This is a genomic window from Variovorax sp. EL159, from assembly GCF_900100965.1.
In the GTDB taxonomy this organism is placed as follows: domain Bacteria; phylum Pseudomonadota; class Gammaproteobacteria; order Burkholderiales; family Burkholderiaceae_C; genus Variovorax.
In genome coordinates, this window is sequence record NZ_FMUJ01000004.1 from 1 (window position 1) to 23,886 (window position 23,886).

General features: G+C 66.6%; 22 protein-coding genes. 13 read left to right on the forward strand and 9 right to left on the reverse strand.

Annotated features, from left to right (window positions below; genetic code table 11):
* Nucleotides 1-861: 861 nt before the first annotated feature.
* On the reverse strand, nt 862-1,404 hold the full coding sequence (locus BLQ28_RS17050) for a hypothetical protein (RefSeq protein WP_093241817.1): 543 nt from the start codon (nt 1,402-1,404) through the stop codon (nt 862-864).
* Nucleotides 1,405-1,525: 121 nt separating this feature from the next.
* Between BLQ28_RS17050 and BLQ28_RS17055 the strand changes: the two genes are divergently transcribed.
* On the forward strand, nt 1,526-2,506 hold the full coding sequence (locus tag BLQ28_RS17055; protein ID WP_093241820.1) for a LysR family transcriptional regulator: 981 nt from the start codon (nt 1,526-1,528) through the stop codon (nt 2,504-2,506).
* A gap of 116 nt (nt 2,507-2,622) precedes the next feature.
* Here the strand turns inward: BLQ28_RS17055 and BLQ28_RS33010 are convergent, their stop codons facing one another.
* Nucleotides 2,623-2,796 carry a hypothetical protein gene (locus BLQ28_RS33010; RefSeq protein ID WP_176801149.1) on the reverse strand — a complete coding sequence of 58 codons (174 nt, stop codon included), beginning with the start codon at nt 2,794-2,796 and terminating at the stop codon, nt 2,623-2,625.
* Nucleotides 2,797-2,921: 125 nt separating this feature from the next.
* Here BLQ28_RS33010 and BLQ28_RS17060 point away from each other — a divergent pair, with 125 nt between their 5' ends.
* Entirely contained in the window at nt 2,922-3,728 is an 807-nt protein-coding gene (locus BLQ28_RS17060; protein ID WP_093241823.1) for a metallophosphoesterase, read from the forward strand.
* 240 nt (nt 3,729-3,968) lie between these two features.
* Nucleotides 3,969-5,339, forward strand: a complete 1,371-nt coding sequence (locus tag BLQ28_RS17065) for an amidase (protein WP_371126694.1) — start codon at nt 3,969-3,971, stop codon at nt 5,337-5,339.
* Between the two features lie 10 nt (nt 5,340-5,349).
* On the opposite strand, the gene BLQ28_RS17070 is transcribed toward BLQ28_RS17065, so the two are convergent.
* Together BLQ28_RS17070 and BLQ28_RS17075 are read right to left on the reverse strand one after the other, a co-directional pair.
* Nucleotides 5,350-5,967 (reverse strand): TetR/AcrR family transcriptional regulator, encoded by a 618-nt coding sequence (locus BLQ28_RS17070; RefSeq protein ID WP_176801150.1) that lies wholly within the window; start codon nt 5,965-5,967, stop codon nt 5,350-5,352.
* Between the two features lie 96 nt (nt 5,968-6,063).
* Nucleotides 6,064-6,798, reverse strand: a complete 735-nt coding sequence (locus tag BLQ28_RS17075; RefSeq protein ID WP_093241828.1) for a GntR family transcriptional regulator — start codon at nt 6,796-6,798, stop codon at nt 6,064-6,066.
* Nucleotides 6,799-7,084: 286 nt separating this feature from the next.
* Here BLQ28_RS17075 and BLQ28_RS17080 point away from each other — a divergent pair, with 286 nt between their 5' ends.
* The 8 genes from BLQ28_RS17080 (at nt 7,085) to BLQ28_RS17115 (ending at nt 14,910) form a co-directional block, all read left to right on the forward strand.
* Entirely contained in the window at nt 7,085-8,416 is a 1,332-nt protein-coding gene (locus tag BLQ28_RS17080) for an aromatic ring-hydroxylating dioxygenase subunit alpha (RefSeq protein ID WP_093241830.1), read from the forward strand.
* A gap of 11 nt (nt 8,417-8,427) precedes the next feature.
* On the forward strand, nt 8,428-9,897 hold the full coding sequence (locus tag BLQ28_RS17085; RefSeq protein ID WP_093241833.1) for a glutamine synthetase family protein: 1,470 nt from the start codon (nt 8,428-8,430) through the stop codon (nt 9,895-9,897).
* A 19-nt stretch (nt 9,898-9,916) separates the two neighbouring features.
* Complete coding sequence (locus BLQ28_RS17090) at nt 9,917-10,240, forward strand: 2Fe-2S iron-sulfur cluster-binding protein (protein WP_093241835.1); 324 nt, start codon at nt 9,917-9,919, stop codon at nt 10,238-10,240.
* 107 nt (nt 10,241-10,347) lie between these two features.
* Nucleotides 10,348-11,544, forward strand: a complete 1,197-nt coding sequence (locus tag BLQ28_RS17095; protein ID WP_093241838.1) for an ABC transporter substrate-binding protein — start codon at nt 10,348-10,350, stop codon at nt 11,542-11,544.
* Nucleotides 11,545-11,602: 58 nt separating this feature from the next.
* On the forward strand, nt 11,603-12,463 hold the full coding sequence (locus tag BLQ28_RS17100) for a branched-chain amino acid ABC transporter permease (protein ID WP_093241840.1): 861 nt from the start codon (nt 11,603-11,605) through the stop codon (nt 12,461-12,463).
* Nucleotides 12,460-13,422, forward strand: coding sequence for a branched-chain amino acid ABC transporter permease (locus BLQ28_RS17105; protein ID WP_093241844.1), 963 nt, complete (start codon nt 12,460-12,462; stop codon nt 13,420-13,422). The genes BLQ28_RS17100 and BLQ28_RS17105 overlap by 4 nt, the downstream gene beginning before the upstream one ends.
* Nucleotides 13,419-14,192 (forward strand): ABC transporter ATP-binding protein, encoded by a 774-nt coding sequence (locus BLQ28_RS17110; RefSeq protein ID WP_093241847.1) that lies wholly within the window; start codon nt 13,419-13,421, stop codon nt 14,190-14,192. The genes BLQ28_RS17105 and BLQ28_RS17110 overlap by 4 nt, the downstream gene beginning before the upstream one ends.
* The gene (locus BLQ28_RS17115) at nt 14,185-14,910 is read left to right on the forward strand and encodes an ABC transporter ATP-binding protein (RefSeq protein ID WP_093241849.1); all 726 of its coding nucleotides are present in this window, start codon (nt 14,185-14,187) and stop codon (nt 14,908-14,910) included. Before BLQ28_RS17110 ends, BLQ28_RS17115 begins: the two co-directional genes overlap by 8 nt.
* A gap of 269 nt (nt 14,911-15,179) precedes the next feature.
* Here BLQ28_RS17115 and BLQ28_RS17120 read toward each other — a convergent pair whose 3' ends face one another.
* The 4 genes from BLQ28_RS17120 to BLQ28_RS17135 form a co-directional block, all read right to left on the reverse strand.
* On the reverse strand, nt 15,180-16,340 hold the full coding sequence (locus tag BLQ28_RS17120) for an ABC transporter substrate-binding protein (protein ID WP_093241852.1): 1,161 nt from the start codon (nt 16,338-16,340) through the stop codon (nt 15,180-15,182).
* Between the two features lie 124 nt (nt 16,341-16,464).
* Nucleotides 16,465-17,826 (reverse strand): cytochrome-c peroxidase, encoded by a 1,362-nt coding sequence (locus BLQ28_RS17125; protein WP_093241854.1) that lies wholly within the window; start codon nt 17,824-17,826, stop codon nt 16,465-16,467.
* Complete coding sequence (locus BLQ28_RS17130) at nt 17,826-19,409, reverse strand: metallophosphoesterase (RefSeq protein WP_256327341.1); 1,584 nt, start codon at nt 19,407-19,409, stop codon at nt 17,826-17,828. Before BLQ28_RS17130 ends, BLQ28_RS17125 begins: the two co-directional genes overlap by 1 nt.
* Before the next feature lie 139 nt (nt 19,410-19,548).
* Complete coding sequence (locus tag BLQ28_RS17135; protein WP_093241857.1) at nt 19,549-21,135, reverse strand: phospholipase D family protein; 1,587 nt, start codon at nt 21,133-21,135, stop codon at nt 19,549-19,551.
* 76 nt (nt 21,136-21,211) lie between these two features.
* Between BLQ28_RS17135 and BLQ28_RS17140 the strand changes: the two genes are divergently transcribed.
* Nucleotides 21,212-22,441: a nucleoside recognition domain-containing protein gene (locus tag BLQ28_RS17140; RefSeq protein WP_093241859.1), complete on the forward strand. Its 1,230-nt coding sequence runs from the start codon at nt 21,212-21,214 to the stop codon at nt 22,439-22,441.
* 486 nt (nt 22,442-22,927) lie between these two features.
* Nucleotides 22,928-23,197, forward strand: a complete 270-nt coding sequence (locus tag BLQ28_RS17145; protein ID WP_093241862.1) for a hypothetical protein — start codon at nt 22,928-22,930, stop codon at nt 23,195-23,197.
* Nucleotides 23,198-23,652: 455 nt separating this feature from the next.
* On the opposite strand, the gene BLQ28_RS17150 is transcribed toward BLQ28_RS17145, so the two are convergent.
* Entirely contained in the window at nt 23,653-23,862 is a 210-nt protein-coding gene (locus BLQ28_RS17150) for a hypothetical protein (protein ID WP_218121942.1), read from the reverse strand.
* Nucleotides 23,863-23,886: the final 24 nt, after the last annotated feature.

Sequence of the window (23,886 nt, forward strand, 5' to 3'; positions counted from 1 at the left end):
TCTTGCGACTTGTTCCGAAGAACTTACGCAATTACCTTCAAACGCCCACGCTTATCGGCTGTAAATTTTTAACGATCACCGAAGCAACTTATCGTTTACTTCGTCTTGCTTGCTGCGATCAGCGAAGCCTTGTAGTCTAACACGATTTTTTAAGTACCGTCAAACTTTTTTCGCTTTCAACATCTTCTTTTTTAGCACCCCGCAATCTTCATTGCGAGACGCTGAAGCTGTTTCAGCGGAGCCTGCTAGTCTAACACGACTTTTAAAGTCTCATCAAACTATTTTCGCTTTCTTCAACTTCTTCCAGCACCCCGCAACTTTCATCGCAAGACGCTGAAGCTGTTTCAGCGAAGCCTTCGATTATGCACTGCTTTTTCAAGCACCGTCAACTTTCGAGGACTTTTTTCTCAACCCGCATGCAGATCAATCCCTAGAGACCTCACCACCTGCACATCACATCGCTGCAATATCTGTCGAGCCCACGATTATCTACTGTTTTTTGAGCCCTGGTCAACTTCCGCCAACTTTTTTCGCTTCGGCACTCCAGCCCCAGAAAACCTCGATCGGGAGACTGCTTCGTCCGCCCTCAGTGCGAGCCTGCCGCCGCCTCGGCCGCACACCCTCTCAGCGAGAGTCCTCCTCGCCAACTAGCAACACAGGCTATTGGAGGATGGCCTCCCAACCAGGCGAAGTCCTCTTGGCATGTTCAGCCTGCAATCCCACACATATATATGGAGGACTCAGCGCTATTACCTGGCCCCTCTCGAAAGAAGGCTCTACATCGCCCCAGTCAGAGCAAGCACAGCAAACAATGAAAAAAGCCGCCCGAAGGCGGCTTTCCGTTGAATGCATCGCTGCTACTTAGTAATAGCGCGAGTTGTTCATGCGGCGCATCGCTTCATACAGCGTGGGCATGCGCACTTCCTGCGAACGGCTGCTCATGCGGGCCACCGCGTCGATCTTGGCGACTTCGGACACCGACACGGTGCCTTCCGACTGTTGGCGCCAAACGGCGGCCTGCAGTTCCTGCATCACGCGCGGATCGCTTTGCGCGGTTTGCAGGAAGCGGGCATCGGCGCGAGCCGAAGCACGACGCTGGGCAGCTGCGCGCCAGGCGGCAGCAAGGCTCGTCTTGCGCACCGAACCCGCGAAGACCGCGAACAAGGCGATGGCGGCAACGCAGAACACGGTCCATGCAGCCAGCAGACCACCTTCGTTCCAGTTCGAAACGAGCGAGTCGGTCACCACCAGCACGGCGGCCGCGATGGCGACGATCAGCAGTGCGATGAGCGGACGGGCGCCGTTGGCACCGGCGCGCGCGGCCTGGATCTGGCCGAAGAGAACCTCGGCGCGATGCACGCCGGAGTGAACAGTAGGTTGGTCAACGTGAACGAAGCTGGTCATGATGCATCCCTCCTGGGACAGTGAAGATCAGTGGTGGCAAAGAGTGCCGATGGGGTGATATTAGGGATTACCCCAGTGTTTTGCCACTTTATCTTTCTGATGTTTATCATTCACAGCACTGATGGACGTCAACTTTCGCACGCTCGACCTCAACCTGCTCCGCGTCTTCGACGAGGTGATGGCAGAGCGCAACCTCACGCGCGCCGCCCGCAACCTGTCGATCACCCAGCCGGCCGTGAGCAACGCACTGCGGCGCCTGCGTGAAGTCCTGGGTGACGAGCTGGTGCGCCGCTCGGGCGCCGGCGTGGAGCCCACGCCGCGAGCGCTGGCCCTGTGGCCAACCGTGCGCGACGCCCTGCGCCAGTTACAGCACACCCTGGCGCCCGGCGAGTTCGATGCCGGCACCGCCGACACCACTTTCCTGCTGGCAATGGCCGACGCCACCGCAGCCGAACTCATTCCGGGCCTCGTGCAGATTGCCGAAAGGGAGGCGCCCGCCATTTCGCTGCGCGTGCTGCCGCTAACGACGCGCGATCCGCGCCGCATGCTGGAGCAGGAAGAGGTCGACATGGCTGTCGGCTACTTCCCGGCGGTGATCGCCAGCCTCGCAGCGCGCGGGCAGTCAGGGGTGGGGGTGGCTTTCGAGACCCAGCGGCTCTACCTGGGCCAATATGTATGCGTGATGCGCCGCGATCATCCATTGGCAGGCGCGCCTTTGACGCTCGACAACTACTGCGCCGCGCGGCACCTGCTAGTGAGCTTTTCGGGGCGACCTTATGGCTTCATCGACCAGACGCTGGGCGCCATGGGGCGCGAACGACGCATCGTGGTGACGGTGAACCAGTTCTTCACGGCAGGCCGGGTCGTGGCCAATTCAGACTTGCTGACCGTGCTGCCGCGCCACTTCGTGACCGTGACCGGCATCGACGATCAGTTGGTGCTGCGCGACTTGCCTTTCGACCAGCCGCCGGTGCATGTGGATGCCGTCTGGCACCGGCGCGCCCAGCACGGGCACGCGCATGAGTGGCTGCGCACCGCGCTATTGCGCTCGGCGGCAGCGGCTTTCGCCGGATCGGTCTTGGGACAGAAAATCCCGCAATAGCCCGAGGCCCTTCATGAAACACCAAGATGCCAGGTTTCGCTTGGCCTCGGGTGTTGCCCCCGGCAGGGGTTGGCGAAGCGACACGAGGTGCGCAACGCCCAGGGGGCGAGAGTCGATTACCTGACGACGCTGAGCCAGGCGCTGGCTGCGGCGCGCAGTTCCTGCGCGTGGTGGGCACCACGGCCGGCGCGAACGTCGGCGCTTTCCATCAGGGCGGCCGCGTGGCTGGCGGGGGCGTCGACGGGCGTGGAGCGGAAGAAACGGGCCACTTGGGCAATGAGGCTGAACATGACAGTGCGCGGCTTTTGGCTGCGCTGGAGTGGTTGATGCTCCAAGATTAAGGGTTATCCCTAATAAAACAAGCCCCGCCTTATGCACTTCATGCATGGGGCAATTCACCTAGACTGGCCCGACGATGAAGCTGCAACTGCTCTCCGACCTGCACCTGGAGTCCCACCCCCACTTCCGTGCCGAGCCCGTTCCGGGCGCCGACATGCTGATCCTGGCGGGCGACATCGGCTCCTACCAGCAAGGCTCCCGCCTCACCGACACCGACTTCGGCCTGGGCCGCTTTTCGCCCCGCAATGGCTGGCCCGTGCCAGTCGTCTACGTGCCGGGCAACCACGAATACGACAACGTCGACTTCGACGAAACCCACGCGCGGCTGCGCACGCTCTGCGAAGAGCTGGACATCCTCTGGCTGGAGCGCGAGACCCGGGTGATCGACGGCATCCGCTTCGTCGGCACCACGCTTTGGGCCGATTTCGACGCGCTGGTCGAGCCCACCGATGGCCTGGCCGAGGCGCTCAAGAAGCGCGGCAAGGCGATGCGAGCCGCCGATTTCTACCTTGAAAAAGCGGCCACCATGCGTAACGGCGAGCTGTTCCTGGCCGCGCAACTGCGCGAACAGGCGCTCGCCTGCCAGGCATGGCTCGAGCAAGCGCTGACCGAGCCCTTCGACGGCACCACGGTCGCCATCACCCATTTCGCACCGAGTCTCGCGAGCGCCGATCCGCGCTATGGCCTGACGCCCGGCACGGCCGGCTTCTGCAATGCGCTCGACGATCTGTTGCCCCACGCCAAGCTGTGGCTGCATGGCCACCTGCACAGCCCCTTCGACTACATGAAGAACGGTTGCCGCGTGGTGGCCAATCCGCTGGGCTACAAGCGCAATGGCGAGCAGGAGGGCTTTCGCCCCGACCTGCTGATCGACGTGCGCTGACCGAACCGCGGCGCCGTAACGGCCCGCAACCTTCCCACCATGCCGGCTGTGTAGACTGCCGCGAGCCCATCCCATCCATCCCCGGAGGAGAGCGCCATGACCTCGCAATCGTCACCCCAACCGCGCCGCACCTTCCTGCAGCACACGGCAGGCGCCGCGGCAGCGGTCGGCATGCTGTCCCTGCTGCCCAAGGCGCTGGCGCAGACACAAATGCAAGCGCCCGATGCCGCCGGCAAGGCGATGGGCCAGCTGTCGATGAGCGAGATGGCGCGCCGCCTCGCGGCCGGCACGCTCAGCAGCAGCCAGTTGGTCGAAGAAGCACTGGCCGCCATCCAGAACCCCTCCGGCGAAGGCGCGCGCACCTTCATCCAGGTGCATGCCGAGTCGGCCCGCACCGCCGCCGCCCGGCTCGACGCCGACCGCAAGAGCGGCCGCGCCGCCGCCTCGCCCATCGCGGGCATCCCCGTCTCACTGAAAGACCTGTTCGACGAAGCCGGCATCACCACGCTTGGCGGCTCGACGGTGCTGATCGGCCAGCCGCCGGCCGCGCGCGATGCGGTCGTGGTCGAGCGGCTGCGGCGCGCCGGCGCGATCATCGTCGGGCGCACCAACACGGTCGAGTTCGCCTACACGGGCCTGGGCATCAACCCGCACTACGGCACGCCGAAGAATGTCTACGACCGCGCGACCGGCCGCATCCCAGGCGGCTCGACCTCGGGTGGCGCCATCTCGGTGGCCGACGGCATGGCGGCCGGCGCGATCGGCACCGACACCGGCGGCTCGCTGCGCATTCCTTCCGCGCTGAATGGGCTGGTGGGCTTCAAGCCGACGCAGCGCCGCATTCCGCTCGACGGCGTGATGCCGCTGTCGACCTCCTTCGATTCCGCCGGGCCGATGGCCTGGACGGTGGAAGACTGCGCCCTGCTCGACGCGGTGCTGGCCGGCGAACTGCCGCGGCCGCTCAAGGTGCCGCCACTGCGCGGCCTGCGCTTCGCAGTGCCCAAGACCTTCTTCCAGGACGACCTGTCGCCCCAGGTCGCCACGGCCTTCGCGGCAGCGCTGTCCAAGCTGTCGGCCGCCGGCGCCACCGTCACCGAGTTGCCGATGGCCGAGTTCGCGAAGGCCCCGACCATCAACCCGCGCGGCATGATCACCGCCGCCGAGGCCTTCACCTGGCACCGCGAGTTCATCAAGACCGGCGCGGCCAAATACGACCCGCGCGTGCTGGCCCGCATCAAGACCGGCGAAACCATCACCGCGCCCGACTACCTGCAGCTGCAGGCGCTGCGCCGCCAGTTCATCCGCTCGATCAACATGGCAGCGGCCGGCTACGACGCGATGCTGATGCCCACCACGCCCGACATCGCGCCCCCGATTGCCGAGGTGCTGAAGGACGACGACACCTATTACCGGATCAACGGCCGCATGCTGCGCAACCCGTCGGTGGTGAACCTGTTCGACGGCTGCGCGCTGTCGGTACCCTGCCACGAGGCGGGCGCGGCGCCGGTCGGCCTGATGGTCGCCGGCATCGGCAACACCGACCACCGGTTGCTGGCGGTCGGCGCGGCGGTCGAGGCGGTGGTGACGCCGCGGCGCGCGTTCAGCAGCTGAAGCGTTTTGCTCAGCGCGCGGCCAGGCCGTCGAAGCAGATCACGAGCACCAGCTCGACGATCTGCTCGTCGCTCTGCTGCCCACCCGCCTTGAGAAAACCGAGCACCGGATCGCAGGCGCGCGCGAACAACGTGTAGAGCACCGCAATCGCCGGCAGCTTCGGGTTCAGCGTGCCATCGGCCTGCGCGGCCTGGATCCAGCCGCCGAGCTGGTCGCTGATCGTCACGAGGCGGTCGAGATAGCCCTTGTTGTTCATGAGCGTGGCGCGCAGGGTCGAGTTCTGGTGCGGCAGCGAAGGCATCTCGCCGGCCAGCTGCACCTGCATAGCCCAACGCACCACGGCGCGCAGCTTGGCGACCGGCGCGTCGGCGGCGGGCACCGACGCCAGAAAGTCCAGCGTGCGCTGCATAACCCGCACCATCGCGGCGGCGGCGAGGTCTTCCTTGCTCGGAAAGTGCTTGTAGAGGCTAGCTTTGGCGATGCCGACCGAGGCGGCGACCTCGTCGACCGTCATCGACTCGAAGCCCTTCTCGGCCAGGAGGCGGTTCGCGGTCTGAACGATGGCCTCCTCGCGGGCCAGCAGCATCTGTTCCTTGAATGAGGTCTTGGCGGGGGCAGCGGCATTCATGCCGGAAATTCTAGTCTTGGGCGTCGCCGACCAGACGAGGCGGATGCCGAAATACCACTCGGTCTTTTACAGACCGATCAGTTGCAACCACCGGACTCAGGCGTTGCGACCCTTCGAGACAAGCCGGATGCCCGGCATCAGCTCCGCCGCCAGCTCCGGCCGCTCCAGCGCGTAGTCGAGGTTCATGCGCGCGATCTCCACGTGCTCCTCGCCCAGCGCCTGCGCGCGCGAACCCTGGCCGCGCTCGATGGCCTGCACCATCGCATGGTGCGTGCGGTGCGCCTGCCGCATCCATTGCTGGCCCTCTTCCATCGACGACTGCATCGGCAGCATCGCGCTCGGCGCGGCGAATGGCTGGCCGCCGAGCATGTCCATCACCCGCTTGAGTGCGAGGTTGCCGCAGCCTTCGAGGATCAGTTTGTGGAAGCGGTCGTTCATCTCGACGTAGGCCGCGTAGTCGTCGATCTCCATGCTGGGCTTGTTGACCGCCCGGTCGCCGTCCTCGAGGCATTCCTTCAGGTCGCGCAGCAGCTGGCGCGAGGCGCCGTCTTCCGCCAGCAGGCGCGCGGCAAAGCCTTCGATCACGCCGCGGACGCGAATGGCGTCGGCCACTTCCTGCGAGGTGAAGCGGCGCATCTGGTAGCCGCCACTGGGCGATTGTTCGATCAGGCCTTCGTGCTCCAGGCTGGCGAGCGCCAGGCGCACCGGCGTGCGCGAGGCTTCGAGTTTCTCGGCGAGCGGGATCTCGGCCAGCCGCTCTCCGGGCACGAATTCGCCCTTGAGAATCAAGTCGCGCAGCTGCACGAGCACGCGGGATTGTTGGGAGTCCATCGGGAGGCGCCAGGGAAGAGGAATGAGCGGATTCTAGGAGACCCGTCCAACACTGCACGCAGCATGTTTACCCTGGCTCGCTTGTTGCATGCATTTCTTCGCAACAAGTGTCAAAAACACACGCTATGCTCAGCGTTTACCCTGAATTTTGGCTTTCCAAGCCCCAATTCGGGGCGAAATCGCAGATGAAAGTTTGACCCGGATCGAGGATCACCAAGACAATGCATACAGTTGCATGCAATGCCTGCAAGCCTCTTTCCAAAGAACCCACGATGGAGCCCGCACGATGATCAGCGCAGAGCAAAACGATTTCATCACCCGCGTCGGACGCGACGCCCCCGCCGGCAAGCTGCTGCGCCGCTACTGGCAGCCGGTGGCCCTGGTCGACGAACTGGCGGGCCCGCGCCCGGTCAAGCCGGTGAAGCTCATGGGCCAGGACTTCGTCCTGTTCCGTGACGAGAGCGGCCAGCTCGGCATGCTCGACCGCGACTGTCCGCACCGCGGTGCCGACCTCGCCTTCGGCCGCCTCGAAAACGGCGGCATCCGCTGCGCCTTCCACGGCTGGCTGTTCGACGCCAAGGGCAACTGCCTGGAAACGCCCGCCGAGCCGCCCACCAGTAAGCTGTGCAGCCGCATCAAGCAGTCGGCCTACCCGGTGGTCGAAAAGAGCGGCGTGGTGTTTGCCTACATCGGCGAGGGCGAGCCCCCGGCCTTTCCCGAGTTCGACTGCTTCGTGGCGCCCGACAGCCACACCTTCGCGTTCAAGGGCCTGTTCGAATGCAACTGGCTGCAGGCGCTCGAAGTGGGCATCGACCCCGCGCACGCCTCGTACCTGCACCGCTTCTTCGAGGACGAAGACACGTCGGAAAGCTACGGCAAGCAGTTCCGCGGCGCCTCGGCCGACTCCGACATGCCCATCACCAAGGTGCTGCGCGAGTACGACCGGCCCGACATCAGCGTGGAACCCACCGACTACGGCTTCCGCCTGAAGGCGCTGCGCAAGCTGTCGGAAGACACCACCCACGTGCGCGTGACCAACGTGGTGTTTCCGCAGGCCTTCGTGATTCCGATGAGCGCCGAGATGACCATCTCGCAGTGGCACGTGCCGGTCGACGACACGCACTGCTACTGGTACGCCATCTTCACCAGCTTCACCGGCCCGGTCGACAAGCAGCAGATGCGCGACCAGCGCCTGAAGCTCTACGAGCTGCCCGACTACACCTCGCGCAAGAACAAGCGCAACAACTACGGCTTCAGCGTCGAAGAGCAGCTGACCGAAACCTACACCGGCATGGGCGACGACATCAACGTGCACGACCAGTGGGCGGTGGAGTCTCAAGGCGCTATTCAAGACCGCACGCGCGAGCACCTGGGCAGCACCGACAAGGGCATCATTGCCTACCGCCGCGTGCTCGTGAAGGCCATCGAAGCCACGCTGGCTGGCGAGACGGCCCCCATGCTGATCGACGCCGCGCAAGCCAGCGCGATGACCGGGCCGCCCTCCATCGACGGCATCGGCCACGTCAGCGACGAAGCCGCCACCGAGACCTACTGGCAAGAGGCCGACCGCGCGCGGCGCCTGAAGTCCGACTGGGCCGCCGCACGGCTCGCCGCCTGAGCACGCACGCCATGAGCAGCAGCAATAACAACAACGGCAGCGGCAACAAGTTCGTCGACCGCTTCGGCCTCTGGTCCGACGACCAGCATGCGCAGGCCCGAGAGCTGGTGCGCCGCATCGACAGCGGCGAGGTCGACGTGGTCCGCTTCGCCTGGCCCGACCAGCATGGCCTGCTGCGCGGCAAGACGCTGGTCGCCAGCGAGGCGCGCTCGGCCCTGTGGGAAGGCGTGAACCTCACCTCCACGCTGCTGGCCAAGGACACCTCGCACAAGACCGTGTTCCCGGTGTTCAGCGCCAATGGCGGCTTTGCCATCGAAGGCCTGCAGGGCGGCGCCGACTTCACCATCGTGGCCGATCCCGCCACCTTCAAGGTGCTGCCGTGGGCGCCCCGCACCGGCTGGGTGCTGTGCGACGCCTACATGGCCGATGGCAAGCCCTGCCCCTTCGCGACGCGGCAGATCCTGCAGCGCGCCGTGCGCCAGATCGACGAGTTCGGGCTCGACTTCATCGCCGGCCTCGAAGTCGAGTTCCACGTCTTCAAGCTCGAAGACGCGCGCATGGGCCTGGCCGATTCGGGCCAGCCCGGCGAGCCGCCGCGCGTGTCGCTGCTCTCGCACGGCCACCAGTACCTCACCGAGCTGCGCTACGACCGCGTCGATGAACTGATGGAGCTGCTGCGTTCGAACCTCATCGCGCTCGGCCTGCCGCTGCGCTCGCTCGAGATCGAATTCGGCCCGAGCCAGTTCGAACTGACCTTCGGCCCTACGGCGGGCGTGATGCCGGCCGACACCATGGTGCTGCTGCGCAGCGCCATCAAGCAGATCTGCCAGCGCGCCGGACTGCACGCCACCTTCATGTGCCGCCCGAAGATTCCGAACGTGATGTCCAGCGGCTGGCACCTGCACCAGTCGCTGCGGCGCAAGAGCGACGGCGTCAACGCGTTCATGCCCCAGGCCGAAGGCCAGGACCTGAGCGACATCGGCATGCACTACCTCGGCGGCCTGAAGGCGCATGCCTGCGGCGCAGCCGCGCTCGCGAGCCCCACGATCAACGGCTACCGGCGCTACCGCCCGTTCTCGCTCGCGCCCGACCGCGCGATCTGGGCACGCGACAACCGCGGCGCGATGCTGCGCGTGCTTGGCGGCATGGGCCAGAGCGCATCGCGCATCGAGAACCGCGTGGGCGAGCCGACGGCCAACCCGTACCTGTACCTCGCGTCGCAACTGTTCTCGGGCCTGGACGGCATCCGCAACAGCATCGACCCCGGTCCCTCCGCCGATGCACCGTACGAAACACCGGCCGAGCAACTGCCGCGCTCGCTCGGCGACGCCCTCGCCTGCCTGCGCCGCGACGAGATGCTCAACAAGCAGATGGGCAAGGTCTTCATCGACTACCTCTGCCACATCAAGGAAGCGGAAATCGCCCGCTTCAACCTCGAAGTCTCGGAGTGGGAACACCGCGAGTACTTCGACATGTTCTGAACGAGCCCCAAGAACAACAATGCCCACGATCCACTACATCCTCAAGGACGGCACCACGCGCGAGGTCGACGCCAAGATCGGCGCCAGCGTGATGGAAACCGCCATCCGCGGCAACGTGCGCGGCATCGACGCCGAGTGCGGCGGCTGCTGCTCCTGTGCCACCTGCCACGTCTACGTGGACGACGCCTTCATCGACCTGCTGCCACCACCGGACGACATGGAGAGCGCGCTGCTCGACGCCGTCGCCTCCGAGCGCAGGTCGGGCAGCCGATTGAGCTGCCAGCTCAGCGTGACCGCGGCCTTCGATGGCCTCACGGTGCGCGTGCCCGATACACAGGTTTGACGGGCGGCTCGGGCATCATCGCCCGCTGCCGCACATCCGGTTACACGACAGCAGCGCCCGACGGGGCGCATTCCATTCCACCTGAAAGGCCCTTTCGAATGACGCCAATGACGATGACCAAGAGAACCATCCTCTCGACCCTGCTGCTGGCGAGCCTCGGCGTATGGGGCACGACCACCGCGCAAGCCGCCGACGAGCCCCTGCGCATCGGCCTCATTGCCACCTACTCCGGCCCTTATGCCGACTACGGCCGCCAGTTCGACGCCGGCATCGCGCTCTATCTGAAGGAGCACGGCGGCAAGGTGGGCGGCCGCACAGTCGAGATCATCAAGAAAGACACCGCCGGCCCCGCGCCCGACGCCGCCAAGCGCATCGCGCAGGAACTGATCGTGCGCGACAAGGTGAGCGTGCTCACCGGCCTGGACTTCAGCCCCAACGCCTATGCCGTGGGCGCCATCGCCACGCAGGCCAAGATCCCGACCCTCGTGATGAACGCGGCGTCGTCGGCCATCACCACCAGCTCGCCGTACGTGGCACGCCTGTCGTTCACCGTGCAGCAGGTCACCGACCCGATGGCGCGCTACATGCTCAAGCAGGGCATCAAGGACGCCTACACCGTCGTCGCCGACTACGCCTCGGGCGTCGACGCCGAGACCGCGTTCAAGAAGACCTTCACCGCCGGTGGCGGCAAGGTCTCGGGCGAAGTGCGCACGCCGATGAACAACCCCGACTTCTCGGCCTACGTGCAGCGCATCAAGGACACCAAGCCCCAGGCCGTGTTCTTCTTCTTCCCCTCGGGCGTGATGCCGCCGGCCTTCCTCAAGGTGTGGAAGGAGCGCGGCATGGAACAGGCCGGCATCAAGCTCTTCGCCACCGGCGAGGCCACCGACGACAGCTACCTCGACGCCACCGGCGACGTGGCGCTGGGCCTGGTCACCAGCCACCACTACTCGTTCGCGCACCCCTCGCCCAAGAACCAGAAGTTCGTGAAAGACTTTGCCGCCGACAACGGCACCAAGCTGCGCCCGAGCTACTTCGCCGTGACCGCCTACGACGCGATGGCCGCCATCGACCTGGCGCTCGCCAAGACCAAGGGCGACACCGGCGGCGACAAGTTCATGGAAGCGCTCAAGGGCCTGAGCTTCGAGAGCCCGCGCGGCCCGATCGAGATCGACCCGGTCACGCGCGACATCGTGCAGACCGTCTACATCCGCAAGACCGAGCGCGTGAACGGCCAGCTGGTGAACGTCGAGTTCGACAAGTTCGACCGCGTGAAGGACCCGGCCAAGGAAGCCGCCAAGTAAACAGCCAGCAAGCAAGCAACCCGGGCCGCAAGGCCCTGGCAGCAGCGACGGGAAATCCATGGGAATCGTGATCTTCGACGGGGTGGCCTACGGCATGCTCCTGTTCCTTATCGGGGTGGGCCTGTCCATCACGATGGGGCTCATGAACTTCGTCAACCTCGCGCACGGCAGTTTCGCGATGGTGGGCGGCTACGCCGCGAGCGTGCTGATGAACCAGTGGGGCGTGGGCTTCGGCCTCTCGCTGGTGGCCGCCTTCGTGGCGGCGGCGCTGGTGGGTGCAGCGCTGGAGTTCGTGTTCTACCGGCGCCTTTACCGCGCGCACCCGCTCGACCAGGTGCTGCTGTCGATCGGCGTGGTGTTCGTCTCGATCGCGGCCTTCACGTATTTCTACGGCCCGACGATGCAGCCCTTCACGCTGCCGCCGGCGCTCGACGGGCAGGTCTCGCTGCTGGGCCTCGAAGTGGGCCGCTACCGGCTCTTTCTGATCGGCTGCGGCGTGGCCGTGCTCATCGCCTTGCTGCTGGGCCTGGGCAAGACCCGCTACGGCGCGATGGTGCGCGCGGCGGTCGACAACCAGCGCGTGGCGGGCGGCACGGGCATCAACGTGCAGCGCCTGTTCTTCTTGACCTTCTCGCTGGGCTGCGGCCTCGCGGGCCTGGGCGGCGCGCTGAGCCTGGGCATGCTGGGGCTGGAGCCGTCGTTCCCGCTCAAGTACCTCGTGTACTTTCTGATGGTGGTGTGCGTGGGCGGTGCGGGCACCGTCACCGGGCCGTTCATCGCGGCGCTGCTGGTCGGCATCGTCGACGTGGCGGGCAAGTACTACCTGCCTGAAACCGGCGCCTTTCTCATCTACGTCTTCATGATCGTCATGCTGCTGGTGCGGCCGAACGGCATCGTGGCGAAGAAGGGGCTCGCATGAAAACCTTCACAGCCTCCCCTGCGCAACTGCGCCTTGCCGAAGCCGTCTTCTGGCTCGCGCTCGCGTCGAGCTTCTTCCTGTTGCCCGACAAGCTCACGCTGATGAGCCAGATCATGATCTTCGGGCTGTTCGCGGTGTCGCTCGACATGGCGCTCGGCTACGCGGGCATCCTCACCGTCGGCCATGCGGCCTTCTTCGGCGCAGGCGCGTACGCGGCGGGCCTCCTGGCCAAGTACGGCTGGAGCGAGCCCTTCACCGGCCTCGTGTTCGCGCTGGTCGTGAGCGGCCTGCTCGGCTATGCGCTGAGCTACCTCGTGGTGCGCGGCGCCGACCTCACGCGGCTGATGATCACCATCGGCGTGTGCGTGCTGCTGTTCGAGGTGGCCAACCGGCTCTCGGGCATCACCGGTGGCACCGACGGCCTGCAGGGCGTGGTCATCGCGCCCGTGCTCGGCCTCTTCGACTTCGACCTCTACGGCAAGACCGCGTTCGGCTACGCCTTTGGGGTTGTGCTCGCGATGTTCCTGCTGGTGCGGCTGGTGCTGCGCTCGCCCTTCGGCCTGGCGCTGCGCGGCATTCACGACAGCCGCAAGCGCATGTCCGCCATCGGCTCGCCGGTGGAAGCGCGGCTGCGCATGGCCTACGCCTTCTCGGCCGCGGTGGCCGGCGTGGCCGGTGCGCTGCTGGCACAGACCACGCAGTTCGTCGGCATCGAATCGATAAGCTTCAACCGCTCGGCCGAGGTGCTCATCATCCTGGTGCTGGGCGGCACCGGGCGCCTGTACGGCGGCATGATCGGCGCCATCGTCTACATGCTGGTGCACGACTGGTTCGCGGACATGAACCCGCAGTACTGGATGTTCTGGCTCGGCATCTTCCTGATCGCGGCCGTCATGCTGGGCCGTGGCGGCATCATGGGCGCGCTGTCGCGCTTCGTTCGCACGGGGAAGGCGCGATGACCGCGAGCACCACCACCACGCACACCCTGCGCACGCAGGGCCTGGGCATCCGCTTCGGCGCCTTCCAGGCGGTGAGCGACGTCAACCTGTCGCTCGAACCCGGCGCGCGGCAGGCGTTGATCGGCCCCAACGGCGCCGGCAAGACCACGCTCATCAACCTGCTGACCGGCGTGTTCAAGCCCACGAGCGGCAGCATCCACATGGGCGGGCGCGACATCACGCGCCTGTCGGGCGACAAGCGCGCCCGCATGGGCCTGGCGCGCACCTTCCAGATCAACACGCTCTTTCCCAGCCTCACGCCGCTGCTGTCGGTGGTGCTCGCGATCAGCGAGCGCGAAGGGCTGGGCGCCACCTGGTGGCGCCCGCTCAGGGGCTGCACGGCGGTGTTCGACGAGGCGCATGCGCTGCTCGGTACGCTCAAGCTCGACAGCCTGGCCGACGTGCCGGTGGCCGAGCTGGCCTACGGCAAGCAACGGCTGCTCGAGATCGCGCTGGCGCTCGCGGCCAAGCCACGCATCCTGCTGCTCGACGAACCGGCGGCCGGCGTGCCCGAAGACGAAAGCGGCGAGCTGTTCGAAGCCATCGCGGCTTTGCCGGACGACATCAGCGTGCTGTTCATCGAGCACGACATGAAGCTGGTGTTCCGCTTCTCGCGCCGCATCTCGGTGCTGGTGGGCGGCCGCATCCTCACCGAAGGCACGCCCGCCGACATCGGTTCCGACCCGCGCGTGCGCGAGGTGTATCTGGGAAGTTCGCATCACCATGTCTGAAGCAGTACTCGCCTTCGACCACGTCACCGCCGGCTACGGCAATGCCGTGGTGCTCGACCGTCTCGACTTTTCGCTGCAGCAGGGCGAAAGCCTTGCCGTTCTCGGGCGCAACGGCGTGGGCAAGACCACGCTGCTCGAAACGCTGATGGGCAACACCCGCGTGATGCAGGGCGCGATCCGCTGGCAGGGTGCGGACATCACGCGCTGGCCCTCGCACCAGCGCGTACGCGCGGGGCTGGGCTGGGTGCCGCAGGAGCGCGAGGTGTTCCCTTCGCTCACCGTCGAAGAAAACCTCACGGTGATCGCGCGGCTGGGCGGCTGGAACTTGAAGCGCGTGTACGACTTCTTTCCGCGCCTGCGCGAGCGGCGCGGCAACTACGGCAACCAGCTGTCGGGTGGCGAGCAGCAGATGCTGGCCATCGGCCGCGCGCTGATGACCAACCCCAAGTTGCTACTGCTCGACGAGCCGATGGAAGGCCTCGCGCCGATCATCGTGGAAGAGCTGGCTGTAGCGATTCGCCGGTTGTGCGAGTCGGAAGGGCTGGCATCGATCGTGGTCGAGCAGCATCCGGTGCTGGCGCTGGAGATGACGCACAAGGCCATCGTGCTGGAGCGCGGCACCGTGGTGCACGCGGGGCCCAGTGCGGCGCTCGCGTCCGACAAGGGCTTGCTCGAAGGGCTGCTAGGCGTGGGGATAGCCGAAGAACAGGCGGCCTGAACAGCCTGTGCGCTGGGCCGTGTGAAGGCTCTTGGGCTTTTGTTCGGGGCGCGTGCGGATGACACCGGGTACTCCCCTCCGCGAATGTCCCCCGGGGCTGCGCCCCTCCTCCTTTATTTCGCTGCGGGGAGCACCCGATGCCATTCGCACTTGGGCACGCTGCCGGTGTGCAGCCGATCAACCAGTGCTCTGACAACGCTCACGCCGTCGGCGTGAGCGCCACCCTGAACAGCAGCGCAATGCGGCCAGCGACGGCCGCACCGACGCAATCAGCTCAGCATCTGCCCACGGCTACCGATCACCGCCACGTCCACGAACTGCCCGCCTTCGCGGTTGGTGCGGCCGTAGTTGATCTTCACGCCACCCAGGTCGAAGTTCTCGATGCTGGCCAGCCCCGACATCACCGACGCGCGCGTGAGCGAGCCGCCCGCGCGGCGCATGCCTTCGGCGAGCACCGCCGCGTTCATGTAGCCCTCGAGGCTGGTGAGCGAGAACTCCTTGACGCCGCTGGCCACCATGTCGGCCTGGTAGCGGCGAACGATCTCGTACTTGGTCGAGTACGGCGACGGCACCACGATCACGAAGCCCAGGCCGCGTGCCAGGTCACCCATGGCCGAGAGCGCGCTCGCCGTGATCGACAGGCCGTAGGCAGAGCTGCTGTTGCCCGCGCCACGCAGCGCCTTCAAGAACACCGGCGCCGTGCCCGCCAGGCCGACCACCACCACCTGCGGCTTGGCCTTGGCGATGGCCTCGGCGGCCGGGCCCACTTCCATGCTGGTGGTGTTGGGCGTGGTCGCGATCACGGCCGGCTCCAGCTTGGCCTTGGCCAGCGCGTTCTTGAACGCCGCCAGCACCGACTGCCCCAGCGGATCGTTCGAGTGCACGAGGCCGATGCGGCTCTGGCCCAGCACGGCCGCCGTGCTCACAAGCTTCTCGACTTCCTGGTCGTAGTTGGCGCGCACCCAGAAGGTGTTGGGCGACGTCTTCTTGCGCAGCGAGATGGTGCCGGTGATCGGGCCCACCACCGCCATGCCGGGCACGGCGTCCATCACCTCGGCCGTCTGGCGCGTGCCGAGCGGGTGCACCAGCGCGAGCACCGAGCTGTCTTTCTCGAAGGCCAGTGCGTTGGCCTTGGCCACTTCGGGCTTGAAGGTGTCGTCGGCCATCACCAGCTCGACCTTGGTGCCGTTGATGCCGCCCGCCTTGTTCAGCGCGGCGAAGAACGCGCTCGAGCCCTGGTACAGCCCCTGGCCGTTGGCCTTCTCGACGCTGCTGTTGTCGAAGGTGGCCCCGACGCGAACCGGCCGGTTCTGCGCCAGCGCCGGAAATCCCAGACCCGCGGCAGCAGCGGTTGCGGCCAGCCCGGTCAGCGCACGGCGACGGCTGGTGGAAAGCGGCGCAATCGATTCGCGCGGCACGGGAACGGTCATGATCGAAGTCTCCAGAAGACGGTGACAAAAGTTCACATTTGAGCTAGAAATGTAACGCGCATTGTGGCATCGGCGATGACAACCCGCAGCCCCCACTGTCCGGCCGGGCCGGCTGCATGCGCGGCTACTTGCCGGCCGGCTTCGATGCCGCCGTTTCCATCGGCGGCATCGCGGCCACATAGGGCGCGTCGGTCAGCGTGCGCAGGAAGGCGCTGATCTCGTCGATCTCCTCATCGCTCAGCGCGGGCGTGCGGCCGGGGCGCCGGTTCATCGGGGTGGAATTGACGTTGATGTTCGCGCGGTAGGCGGCCGGCACGTCGTCGAAGGTGCTCTTGCCGTGGTACCACTTGGCCGGATCGGTCGAGCGCGTGGCATAGAAGGCCACGGCGTCGCGCAGCGTGGTGAACACGCCGTTGTGCATGAAGCTCTGGCGCACCGCCACGTTGCGCAGCCCCGGCGTGCGGAAGTAGCCGCACCACTGGTCGGGCTCGGGCCAGCGCAGTTGCGCGGCCGTGCGGCACAGGCCGTTGTCGAAGCGGCGCGGGTTGCGGTTGGCGGGCAGCGACAGGTTGCGCGGCACCGCGATCGCGTCGTAGCCGAAGTCCGTAAAAAGCGAGCGCTCGGGCCGGCTCGCGGTGTCCGACAGCGTGTGGCACGACATGCAGTTGCCCTTGTCCGGGTTCTTGAACAGCGCCAGGCCGCGCATTTCCTGCGGGCTCAGTGGTGTGCGCTTGCGCAGGTAGTCGTCGAAGCGCGAGCTGAACGGCGCCATCTCGTCGCTCTGCAGAAACGCCTGCAGCGCCAGGCCGATGCCCTTGACCGCGCGCTCCGGGTCGCGCAGCACCTGCGGCCCGAAGGCCAGCGACATCGCGGGCGCCAGGTCGGTGCCGCGCAGCTTGCGCAACAGGCTCTGCGGCGACGTGTTGTTCATCTCGTCAGGATCGAACAGCGGGCCGCGCGCCTGCTCGGCCAGCGTGTCGGCGCGGCCGTCCGCGAAGAGGCCGCCGAAGGGCGACGCGAAGGGTGCGTCGTCGTCCTGGTTGAAGTGCCGCCGGGGCACGTAGCGCACGTACAGCAGCGACGGCGCGGTGCGCGCGCTGAAGTGGCCGGGGCGGCTGCCCTGCGGCGTGCGCGGCCCCGCCAGCGACGGTGCGTTCAGGGTCGAGGTGAAGGCGCGCAGCGGATCATGGCAACTGGCGCACGACGTGCCCTGTGGCTGCGACAGGCGCGCGTCGAAAAAGATCCGCTTGCCCAGCGCGGCCAGCGCCGGGTCTGGCTTGAAGACGGCCTCGGTCGCATCGATGCGCGCGGCGATCTTCGACGTGGCGCCGATGCGTTCGATCACCACGCTCGGCGGCCCGCCGGGGTTGATCTGCACGTTGCTGCTGTCGGACGCGGCGATGGCGCCGCCCATCCACCCGGCGCAGGCGGCCAGCAACGCCAGACCGCCCCCGATCAGGCTTCGCTGGCGCGCCGGGCCACCCATCACGGCGTGAGAAAGCCGGTCTTGTCGCAGGCCACGGTACGGCCGGTCTGCGCGCAGGTGGCCAGCAGCTTGCCCGCCACGGTATAGGCCTTGAAGGTCCAGCCCACGCCAGGCGAGGGCTTGCGCTCCATCAGCATGAAACCGAAGCTGTTGTGGTGCGTGATGCGGTCGATGGTCACGCCCGGCGCGGGCGTGGCGTCGCTGGGCAGCGGGTCGGCCAGCGCCACGTCGAGGTTGTCGCCGCCGTTGCCGGTCACGATGGTGGCCGGGTGGTCGGACGAGAAGTTCAGCGCCTGGAAATCATGCACGTGGCCGTGCAGGGCCACCTGCACGCCGGCCGGGTAATAGGCCTTGGGGTTGAGGCTGCTCATGACCGACTGCAGCGCGAGATTGCCCGGCGCCGGCTTCTGGCCCGCGATCGGCGCGAACGCCAGGATCGGGTGGTGGTTGGTGAACATCGTGGTGGTCATGCCCGGCTTGGCGGCCATCGCCGTCACGGCCTGGAACTGCTTCTGGTAGGCGATGAACTGCGGGTCGTCGGTCTTCAGCGCCGAAGCGCCCGCCTTGGCCGAATCGAACACGATGATCTGCGAGCCGGTGCCCAGCGCGACGGCGTACGGGTCGGCGTAGTTGCCGGTGCTGTCGTTGGCCGGGTCGTTGCACGAGCTCTTGTCGGCGTACGGGCGCGTCTCGAGGAAGCGGGCCCAGCCCTGGCCGGCGCGCGCGCATTCCTCGTGGTTGCCGCGCACCACGATCCACGGTGCCTTCGCCAGCAGCGGCGCGGCGGGCGCGAAGAAGTCGGCCTGCCAGGTGTCCCAGCCGTAGCCCCACGGGCTGTCCTTGCAGCCGGCGATGTCGTTCGGGCAGGCGTTCTCGCGGTAGTGGTAGTCGCCGATGTGCAGCACGAGGTCGGGGTTGAAGCCCGCGCCCGTGGAGGCGATGGATGCGAACGGCCACGCGGTGGTGTCGTTGCAGGGCTGGAAGGCACTGCCGGCCTTCTTGATGCGGCAGCCGGTATCGGCCAGCACCAGCACGCGCTGCGGTTCGGCCTTGGGCAAGGGCAACGTGCGGCTGCCGATGGCGGCCTGCTTCGCGTCGGCCGGCAACGTCGCCTCGCAGGTCGACACTGGGAAGGCGGAAGGCTTCGAGTCGACCGGGTCGCTGGCCGTGGTGCGCAGCGCCATCGTGCCGGCACCGATGCGCAGGGTCATGCGGGTCGTGTTGCCGTCCACCGTCATTTGCGGGCACGCGGCATTGGCATTGGCCGTCGTGGCGGCCGCCGGCGCGTTGTAGCTGGTGATCGCACGCGCGATCACGGCGTTGTTGCCGCCGATCTCGACCCAGGTGGCCTGCAGGTTGGCGTCGGCGCTGGCGGCGTCCGGTTCGGGAGCCGGTGGCGCGGGAGGCGGCGCCGGCGGCGTGACGGCAGCGGGCGGCGGCGGAAGGATCGACAGGTTGTTGCTGCTGCCACCGCCGTTGCAACCCTGCAGGAGCACGGCAGCCGCCAGTCCTGTGAGTGCGGCGAACGAGCGCAGGTGCCGCGAATCGGGCAGGACCCGCGGCAGGGTGAACACGGCGTGCATATCGGAATCCCTCTGGTTGTTGTACGTGGGACGCCGAAATCTAGAGGGGCAATGTGCAAGCCTGATTACAGGCCCGGCTGCGTGAAGCGAGGGCCTTGCGCCACCCTCGCGCGGTGCGTGCGTGCTTGCTTGCCTGCGGCTACAGCAGCTCTTCGCCCACGATGGGCAGCAGCAGCCAGTTCTTGAAGCGCAGCCAGAGAAACTCGCCCGGCTCGTCCTCATGCACGATGTCGCCGCCGGCATCGTCGTACTCCAGCCACTGCACGCGCCGGCCGTCGGGCGCCAGGCGCAGCCGGTAGCCGAGGTTGACGCGGTCGCCGCTCATGAGCTTGTCGTAGTCCTTCACCAGCTCGGGGCTGTCGATGACCACGCCCATCTCGGTGTTGACGGCGGCCGAGCGGTGGTCGAGGTTCATCGAGCCGACGAAGAAGCGGTCGTCGTCGATGATCGCGAGCTTGGCGTGCAGGCGGCTGATCGACTTGCCGAAGTCGCCGAACCGCCCCGAGCGCCCGGTGAGCGTGGGCGCGATCTCGTAGATGGTGACGCCGATCTTCAGCATGTCGGCGCGGTAGCGCTCGTAGCCCGCGTAGGCCAGCGGCTCGTCGGTGGCGCCTAGCGAGTTGGTCACCACGGTGATGCGCCCGCCCTGTGCGATGGCCTTCTTCATCATCGCCATGCCGCGCGCGCCCGGAATGAAATACGGCGAGCCGATCTTGACCTCGCGCTTGGCCGAATTGATGACGCTCAACGCGCCTTCCGTCACGCTGCCCTCGTAGGCCTCCTCGGCCTTGCGCGTGATCTTCTCGGGGTCGTCCACGAACAGCGTGGCCGGGGCCCAGTAGCGCTCGACGTTACCCGCGATGAGCTCCTGCCCCACCGGTGGCTTGTTCAGCACGTCGCGCTGGTGCATGGGCACGTCGGGCACGGCGGTGCGCGCGATGGCGTCGAAGCGCTTTTGCGCCTCTTCCACCGGCATGCGCAGCGGCGCGATGGTCTCGATGGGGCGCACGTGCTCGCTGTTCCAGTAGCGGTCGAAGCCTTCGGACATCTGGCGCACGACCGGCCCGCTGGAGAGCACGTCCATGTCGATGAAGTTCGCCGCCGTGCTGCGCATGAAGTACTCGTTGGCGATGTTGCGCCCGCCCGAGACCGCGAAGCTGTTGTCGGCCACCAGCAGCTTGTTGTGCATGCGGTGGTTGATGCGGCCGAAGTCGGTCAGCGAGAACAGCAGCCGCGCCGACAGCGAATTGGCGCGCGAAGGCAGCGGGTTGAACAGCCGCACCTCGATGTTGGGAAAGGCCGAGAGCGTGCTGAACACCTCGTCCTCGCCGGCCGTGTAGAGGTCGTCCACCAGCAGGCGCACCCGCACACCACGCGCGGCGGCTTCGCGCAGCTCCTTCAGGAACAGCAGGCCGACGTCGTCCTTCTGGATCAGGTAGTACTGCACGTCGAGCGACTTCTCGGCGTGCCGCGCCAGCGAGATGCGGGCGTCGAAGGCAAAGGCCGCCTCGGGCAGCAGCCGGAAGCCCGACAGCGCCGTGGAGCCGCCCGGCGTGCCCTTGAGGGCCAGTTGGCCCAGCTCGGTGTTCGCCACGTCGGTGATGGCCGTGACCACCGGGCGCGGCTGCGGCGGCGGCAGGCTCGCGCATCCGGCCAGCCAGAAAGCGGCTGTGCACAGTGCCAGTGCGGCGAGTCTGCGGACGATGGAAGCGGCGGAAACGGCCATGGGCCGCACTGTAGCTCGCGCCGGCCCGACCGTATTAGCGCCCTATGATCGGCCGCACAAAAAAGGGAAAAGAAACGTGCTCAACGGCTTGTGGCTGGGGTTCTTCGGGGTGGCGGCGATCGCAGCGCTGGGGCGATGGCTGGTCGGCGGCGACCCGGCCGTGTTCGCGGCGCTGGTCGAAAGCCTGTTCACGATGGCGCGGCTGGCGGTCGAGGTTATGGTGCTGCTGTTCGGCACGCTGACGCTGTGGCTGGGCTTTCTGCGCATCGCCGAGGCGGCCGGGCTGGTCGGCTGGCTGGCGCGGCTGCTCGGCCCCCTGTTCCGGCGCCTCATGCCGGGCGTGCCGGCGGGCCATCCGGCGCTCGGCCTCATCACCATGAACTTCGCGGCCAACGCGCTGGGGCTCGACAACGCGGCCACGCCCATCGGCCTGAAGGCCATGCGCGAGCTGCAGCGGCTGAACCCCGACCCGGTCACCGCCACCAACGCGCAGATTCTGTTTCTAGTGCTGAACGCTTCGTCGCTCACGCTGCTGCCCGTCACCATCTTCATGTACCGCGCGCAACAGGGTGCGCACGACCCGACGCTGGTGTTCCTGCCGATCCTGCTGGCCACGAGTGCATCGACGCTGGTCGGGCTGCTGTCGGTGGCGTTCGTGCAGCGCCTGCGGCTGTGGGACCCGGTGGTGCTCGCCTACCTTGTTCCCGGCGCGCTGCTGCTCGGCGGCTTCATGGCGCTGCTGGGCACGCTGTCGGCGGCGGCCATTGCGTCGCTGTCGTCGCTGCTGGGCAACCTCACGCTGTTCGGCGTGATCATCATCTTTCTGCTGGCCGGCGCGATCCGGCGCATCAAGGTCTACGAGTGTTTTGTCGAAGGCGCGAAGGAAGGCTTCGACATTGCGAAGAACCTGCTGCCCTACCTGGTTGCGATGCTGTGCGCGGTCGGTGTGCTGCGCGCTTCAGGCGCGCTCGACTTCGCGCTCGATGGCCTGCGCTGGCTGGTGCAGGCAGGCGGCTTCGACGCGCGCTTTGTCGACGCCATGCCGACCGCGCTGGTCAAGCCCTTCTCAGGCAGCGCGGCGCGTGCGATGCTGATCGAGACCATGAAGAGCCAGGGCGTCGACAGCTTCCCCGCGCTGGTGGCGGCCACCATCCAGGGCAGCACCGAGACCACTTTCTACGTGCTGGCTGTGTACTTCGGTGCGGTCGGCATCCAGCGTGCGCGGCATGCGGTGGCTTGTGCGCTGCTGGCCGAGCTGGCGGGAGTCGTTGCAGCGATCGCTGTCTGCTACTGGTTCTTTGGGTAAGGCGCTCGACGTTGTTCAGGGCGACGCCCACGCCGACGGCGTGCTCCCCTCCGCGAATGTCCCCCGCTTCGCTCCTCCTTTATTTCGCTGCGGGGAGCACACCGTCGACGTGAGCGTTCAGCTCAGTCAGTGAACTGGCACAACACAGCACGGCACGGCACGGCACTGACGAGGCCAGCGCGCGGCGCAGTGCGGAAGCTGCATTTGTTGGCGCTCATCGAGACTTCGTGCCGTGCGACACCGCCACTGCGCTGCGCTCTTCTCTAAAGTGATTGCCCCTGTCACTCAAAACCCCACCAAGGGGACTCGGAAGGCGCGACACACACAAAGCATTGAATGTTTGAAGGCTGCTTGCCTCGCGGCAGGTTGTCGGTGCGAAAGCAGCGATGCAAATGCGAGGTATCAAAAGGCGACGGCCGGGGTGGTTTCAGCACCCCGGCCGTCTAACCAAGTTCGTGCAACTACCTTGGAAGGAACCGCACAAAAATGGCTACCAAGACTATAGCCCGGCCCCGCACGCCGGTAGCTTCCGAAGACAACGCCCAAGACCCGGCGGATCTTCTCGAAAACACCCTCTCTCAACTCGAAGCTCTGCTGTGGGTCTGCCACGGGGAAGACATCGACTGGTGCAGCGGCGAAGGGCCTCGCCAACTGGACAACCTGCTTTGGCTTGCAGCAGAACTGGCGCGCAAGGCCAGGGAGTTTTTTCAGATGAGCGAGAAGGCGCGATGTGGGGCGCTTGAGACCGGCGGTTAGCGGCTGGTCTGCGGGCCGCGTGCTTCGCGGCCCGCTCTGGTGAACGGGTTCTTTCGGATACGACGGCTGAAGCCTTCGTGATGGAGGGAATTCGGTTCGGTTGAGGTTGCCTGTGGGGGTAGGCCTCGGTGGCAGCTATGCGCTCCGTGTTGATCGTCGGCAGACGATGCGAGCGGCTGCTTTGCAGCGGTTGCTGTCAGTCGTTGCTGCGAGATCAACTGACGCTGACTGCCACAAAGCGGCCGTTCCAGGCTGGCTCGAGCAGACGGTGTCGACGCCGATGCAGAACTGCCTTGTCACACCGCACTAGATCTGAACCACCTGGGGATGGTCACTCCCTATGTGGTTATGTTGGAAAGAGGTCGCGCACGCGCGCAAACGGCAGGCCGGTCTCTTCGGCTGCGCACCTTGCTTTCAAAGACGTGGTTGAGCGGCAGCTCGCAGCTGTGCGTTTCCTAGAGGTCGAGGCCGTCCATGCAGACCACGCACTTGCCCTTGCCGAAGGCGGCAAGGCCGTCTTCGGTGAGGCCGCTCTTGCTGACGAACGGGCCGCGGGTCCACACCTCCGTTGGTTCGAGCTTGCCGTGGAGCGTGTGCAGGTCGGCCGCGCCGGTCGGCGCCTCCTGCCACTTGGCCTCCACCAGATAGGTTTCGCCTTGGAGCACGAAGCCATGCGCGCCTCTTTATGA

Excerpts from the sequence above, each read along its gene's own strand:
- BLQ28_RS17050 (WP_093241817.1), bottom strand. The coding sequence starts at position 1,404 with ATGACCAGCTTCGTTCACGTTGACCAACCTACTGTTCACTCCGGCGTG.
- BLQ28_RS17055 (WP_093241820.1), top strand. The coding sequence starts at position 1,526 with ATGGACGTCAACTTTCGCACGCTCGACCTCAACCTGCTCCGCGTCTTC.
- BLQ28_RS33010 (WP_176801149.1), bottom strand. The coding sequence starts at position 2,796 with ATGTTCAGCCTCATTGCCCAAGTGGCCCGTTTCTTCCGCTCCACGCCC.
- BLQ28_RS17060 (WP_093241823.1), top strand. The coding sequence starts at position 2,922 with ATGAAGCTGCAACTGCTCTCCGACCTGCACCTGGAGTCCCACCCCCAC.
- BLQ28_RS17065 (WP_371126694.1), top strand. The coding sequence starts at position 3,969 with ATGGGCCAGCTGTCGATGAGCGAGATGGCGCGCCGCCTCGCGGCCGGC.
- BLQ28_RS17070 (WP_176801150.1), bottom strand. The coding sequence starts at position 5,967 with ATGAATGCCGCTGCCCCCGCCAAGACCTCATTCAAGGAACAGATGCTG.
- BLQ28_RS17075 (WP_093241828.1), bottom strand. The coding sequence starts at position 6,798 with ATGGACTCCCAACAATCCCGCGTGCTCGTGCAGCTGCGCGACTTGATT.
- BLQ28_RS17080 (WP_093241830.1), top strand. The coding sequence starts at position 7,085 with ATGATCAGCGCAGAGCAAAACGATTTCATCACCCGCGTCGGACGCGAC.
- BLQ28_RS17085 (WP_093241833.1), top strand. The coding sequence starts at position 8,428 with ATGAGCAGCAGCAATAACAACAACGGCAGCGGCAACAAGTTCGTCGAC.
- BLQ28_RS17090 (WP_093241835.1), top strand. The coding sequence starts at position 9,917 with ATGCCCACGATCCACTACATCCTCAAGGACGGCACCACGCGCGAGGTC.
- BLQ28_RS17095 (WP_093241838.1), top strand. The coding sequence starts at position 10,348 with ATGACGATGACCAAGAGAACCATCCTCTCGACCCTGCTGCTGGCGAGC.
- BLQ28_RS17100 (WP_093241840.1), top strand. The coding sequence starts at position 11,603 with ATGGGAATCGTGATCTTCGACGGGGTGGCCTACGGCATGCTCCTGTTC.
- BLQ28_RS17105 (WP_093241844.1), top strand. The coding sequence starts at position 12,460 with ATGAAAACCTTCACAGCCTCCCCTGCGCAACTGCGCCTTGCCGAAGCC.
- BLQ28_RS17110 (WP_093241847.1), top strand. The coding sequence starts at position 13,419 with ATGACCGCGAGCACCACCACCACGCACACCCTGCGCACGCAGGGCCTG.
- BLQ28_RS17115 (WP_093241849.1), top strand. The coding sequence starts at position 14,185 with ATGTCTGAAGCAGTACTCGCCTTCGACCACGTCACCGCCGGCTACGGC.
- BLQ28_RS17120 (WP_093241852.1), bottom strand. The coding sequence starts at position 16,340 with ATGACCGTTCCCGTGCCGCGCGAATCGATTGCGCCGCTTTCCACCAGC.
- BLQ28_RS17125 (WP_093241854.1), bottom strand. The coding sequence starts at position 17,826 with ATGGGTGGCCCGGCGCGCCAGCGAAGCCTGATCGGGGGCGGTCTGGCG.
- BLQ28_RS17130 (WP_256327341.1), bottom strand. The coding sequence starts at position 19,409 with ATGCACGCCGTGTTCACCCTGCCGCGGGTCCTGCCCGATTCGCGGCAC.
- BLQ28_RS17135 (WP_093241857.1), bottom strand. The coding sequence starts at position 21,135 with ATGGCCGTTTCCGCCGCTTCCATCGTCCGCAGACTCGCCGCACTGGCA.
- BLQ28_RS17145 (WP_093241862.1), top strand. The coding sequence starts at position 22,928 with ATGGCTACCAAGACTATAGCCCGGCCCCGCACGCCGGTAGCTTCCGAA.